This window comes from uncultured Butyricimonas sp., assembly GCF_959596855.1.
Classification (GTDB): Bacteria; Bacteroidota; Bacteroidia; order Bacteroidales; family Marinifilaceae; genus Butyricimonas; species Butyricimonas muris.
The window spans coordinates 1-3,550 of record NZ_CAUFYA010000095.1; the positions used below are offsets into that span (position 1 = coordinate 1).

Consider the following 3,550-nt stretch of genomic DNA (forward strand, 5'->3'; position numbering starts at 1 on the left):
AGATTATAAATTACACATCGCTCTCGCTACCTCGATAGCAGAAGTATTATCGTCAGCCCCGTCACGAGGCTCGTTCTCTTCATTATCCTGTTGTTCTTCCGGAGCCGCCCCCATGAGCCTCATCGCTTCCCCGATAGTCATTGCCTCGATCTCGGAATAAGTCCGTTTACCCTCTAACGTGTCATAAATCGTTCTAACAATGTCGGTTTCAAAACTTCTCCGGGTGGCATTCTTGTTACTCGGTAATGTAACCACGGCAACCTCCAGCAATTCCTGCCCATCAAAATAAAATGTAGCATTTTCTCCGTCACGGGATTCCTTACCTTCTCCCCAATGCCCAACAATCCTACTCGTGGGAGAAAACGAAACACTAACCCCGTTCAGCGTTCCCGCGAGAATCTTTCTAAACACTTTTTCAGCTAACGGGTTCAATTCGGCAGACTCGAAAGTTATCCGGACAATCAGTTTCTTTTTCTCAACCCTCACCTCCGCTTTACCTATCACCGAATCCGGATCATCACTATACACCCTGTGCTGGTATGTCACCAGACCGTTTTTATTAAACCTGTCCAAATCCCATTTATCCACGGGTAGCACTGTCCCGTAAGAATCTCGCGTGTTATCACTCGCCACAAATTCCAACGTCCGAGTTTCTTCCACGTCTGCCGGTATCGCCGCCCGGATCGCCATTCTATCGTAAATACTTTGCTTCATAGTCTTATTATTGTTTTGTTTTTTCATCGTTCTTACCCATGTTCAACGCTACAAGAAATTCGTCAAGTCCTTCAACTCTTTCTAATCCTTCCTCAACTCTTACCTCGTTTCGACTCATCGATCCGGTAGATAACATCATATTGTAATAATTAGCTCTAGCCTGCGAATCACCCCGCATCAGTCCCTTTAAATCGAATTTCACGCTATAATCTTCCGTGTCAAGAAACAATTTGCGCTCTAACTCAACCTCGTACAGCTTTACCGTTGGGCGCATGGAATATTGCCCGAAAAGAATATTTTGTTGTTCAACGGTCGAGTAATTGGCATGGGATAAATCGGCAAGCATGTGCGGGGGAATGTTAAATATACGGGAAATATCCTGTATAGAGAATAACTTCGTTTGCAACATTTGCGCTGCTTCCGGGGCTATCCCTACCGTTCTATATTTTATACCAAACTCTAAAATAGGGGTATTATGATTATTCTTTACTTGCTCTTTTAGTCGCTCGTAAGCATCTTGAGCAACTTCCCCCTCCGCCTCCATAACAGCCTTTATGTTTCCCCCGCTCTCGAAAAAATCTTTCCCGAATTGAGTCGCCGAAATTCCTAAACCGATTGCGTCAGCGTTATAAGAAATCGGGTTTATCCCAGAAATCCCGTCATTAGACAACGAAAAAAAATGACAAATTTCACCATCAACATACGTCCCGGAGAAACCCGTGGCGGAAACTTTAAAATATTTCTCCCGGTCTTTAAATGTTACACTCACGTCTCTCGGGTGTAACGGGTGCAAAGCTATCGGGTAGCCACGCCCATCCGTTTCGATCAAAGCGTAAGCGTTGCCCCACCCGTCAAGACAAGCATTCAGGTATTCCCAAAACGTGAAAACATTCATGTAGCCGTTAGGACGTTCCCGCATCACGATACTTGCCGGGTGTTTCAAGTCTGCAACCTTACCATTACTCGTTTCCTTGAACACACGTTTCGGCAAGGATGCTATATTTTCGCTTCTCAAGCGTATAGCCGAGAACACGGCAGTAAATTTCAAAGCCGTGTCATTATTCACTCTCACGCTAGGAATAATGGTGGAAGCGGCTTCTTTTACCGAACCTTTTTGTTCGACATCCACGCTTCTCACGTAACCGATTTTATTTAATGCACGATCAAGGAAATTCATAGCTTTTCTTTTTTCTACAAATTTCCCCCAATCACACAAATGAATCAAGGTGACACTGTCACCCTTTTCCCTATTTTAGGGTAGAATCACATACAAAAAGCTGAATTTTATCATATTATACAAACGCATATATATCCGAAGAACAAAAAGAAAAAATTATAACGAGCATTCACTCGTTAGTCAAAGAATCAAGTACCATGAGGTTCTAAATACTTCAATTATTTTGATTAATTGCCCCGCTATCGCACGTGATAACGGGGCAACATGTTTATTTAAAGAGGTACTATCTAAAATTTAACCACGCTCCGATTCAAAGGTTGATCAAATACTTCTTTCAATATCGATTCCGGATACGTTTTCACCTTCCCGAAGCGGGGATCGGGTATCTCCTCTGTCGGGATTCCCCGCTTTTTGCACAGGCTCGCCGCTTTCTTACCGAGCGAACTCGCCAACCTTATCGTCACGTCTATTTCATTTAACGTGGCGTAACCAACAACAGTAAAATAATTCGGACGGGTTTGAGTCTTCGCCTCGATAATCGCAACTTTCTCCTCTATGCTCTTTTGATTTTCCTCGACATCTTTCAACCTTCTTTCCTGCTCTACCAGCATCTGACATTGTTGTAATAACATTTCAGCAGAAGTAAGAGGTTTCCTCGCTTTTGTTTCAAGTTCTTCCCACCGAAGAATGAGCTTTGCCCTCGCTTCATCATTAAATTTAGTAGCCACATACAAACATTCCGTTTTATTCAAGTAAAAACATGGTCTTTCTTGATTGTTCGCATCCCTGTAAGAGCCCAGCGGAAATTTCCGTTCGGCAACTTTCTCCCATGCGGGTTCCATATTACGTATGGATTCAAGCACGTCACTGTGTCTTTTTTCTGTAATTCGTGCAATTTCCACCGACGACATCCTGCCATCGTTAGAAGATAAAATTAAATTTTCCATGTTAGTATTCTTTGTTAGTTAATGAATCCAGATAAAGTTGAGCAAGACACGCCCCGTGATAATCAAGGTTGGCGGGATGTTTCTTGCAAAATTCAGCGAATCGCTTAAAGTTGCCGGAACTTAAAACCCAATAATAAGCTTGATTCTTGCAATCTTTCTCGATCTCGAATTTTCGTGTCATTTGTTTCAGTTGCTTTTGCAACTCTTTAATTTCGGAAAGTAATTTACCCTCGTTTCGTTGGGGTATACGTGTTCTGGTGGTACTATACTTCACACCTTCACAAATCTCGTGGGACTTTGGCATATTCGACGAAATTTGATTAATAAAGAAGCCGTCAGCTTCCCAAAACTCGCCAAAGTCCCGACTACAACATATTTCAGCAGCAGCCCGTGAAGGGAAACCAACGGCTATATCTTTATAGATAATAGCAATTACTAGGGTATAAAAAATACCACTAACTGAAATTGTTATGTCAAAACTTTGGCGAAGTTTCGTCACAAACGTACAACTATTATCCATAATTTCAAACTTCATCCTCAATTTTTTATTTCTTCCGGTACAAAACTCTCTTGAAACTCTCGAAATTCGAGTATCTACGCTTTTTAAACGCTTGCTCATGATCTACCTCGACTTCCTCGTATGCCTTGCGATAGGTAATTCCGGAAGTTACTTTCGACCAAAACAGTTCCATGAAACCCTCTTTAGTCATTA

4 protein-coding genes are annotated in these 3,550 nt (G+C 42.3%); all 4 read right to left on the bottom strand.

Going from position 1 to position 3,550, the window contains the following annotated elements; translation table 11 throughout:
* Positions 1-3: 3 nt before the first annotated feature.
* A complete protein-coding gene (locus Q5866_RS20855) occupies positions 4-714 on the bottom strand; it encodes an HK97 family phage prohead protease (RefSeq protein ID WP_303182311.1) in 711 nt (236 codons plus the stop codon).
* A gap of 7 nt (positions 715-721) precedes the next feature.
* On the bottom strand, positions 722-1,891 hold the full coding sequence (locus tag Q5866_RS20860; protein ID WP_303182312.1) for a phage portal protein: 1,170 nt from the start codon (positions 1,889-1,891) through the stop codon (positions 722-724).
* Positions 1,892-2,178: 287 nt separating this feature from the next.
* Positions 2,179-2,838, bottom strand: coding sequence for a Rha family transcriptional regulator (locus Q5866_RS20865; protein WP_303182313.1), 660 nt, complete (start codon positions 2,836-2,838; stop codon positions 2,179-2,181).
* A 1-nt stretch (position 2,839) separates the two neighbouring features.
* Positions 2,840-3,373: a hypothetical protein gene (locus Q5866_RS20870; RefSeq protein WP_303182314.1), complete on the bottom strand. Its 534-nt coding sequence runs from the start codon at positions 3,371-3,373 to the stop codon at positions 2,840-2,842.
* Between the last annotated feature and the right edge of the window lie 177 nt (positions 3,374-3,550).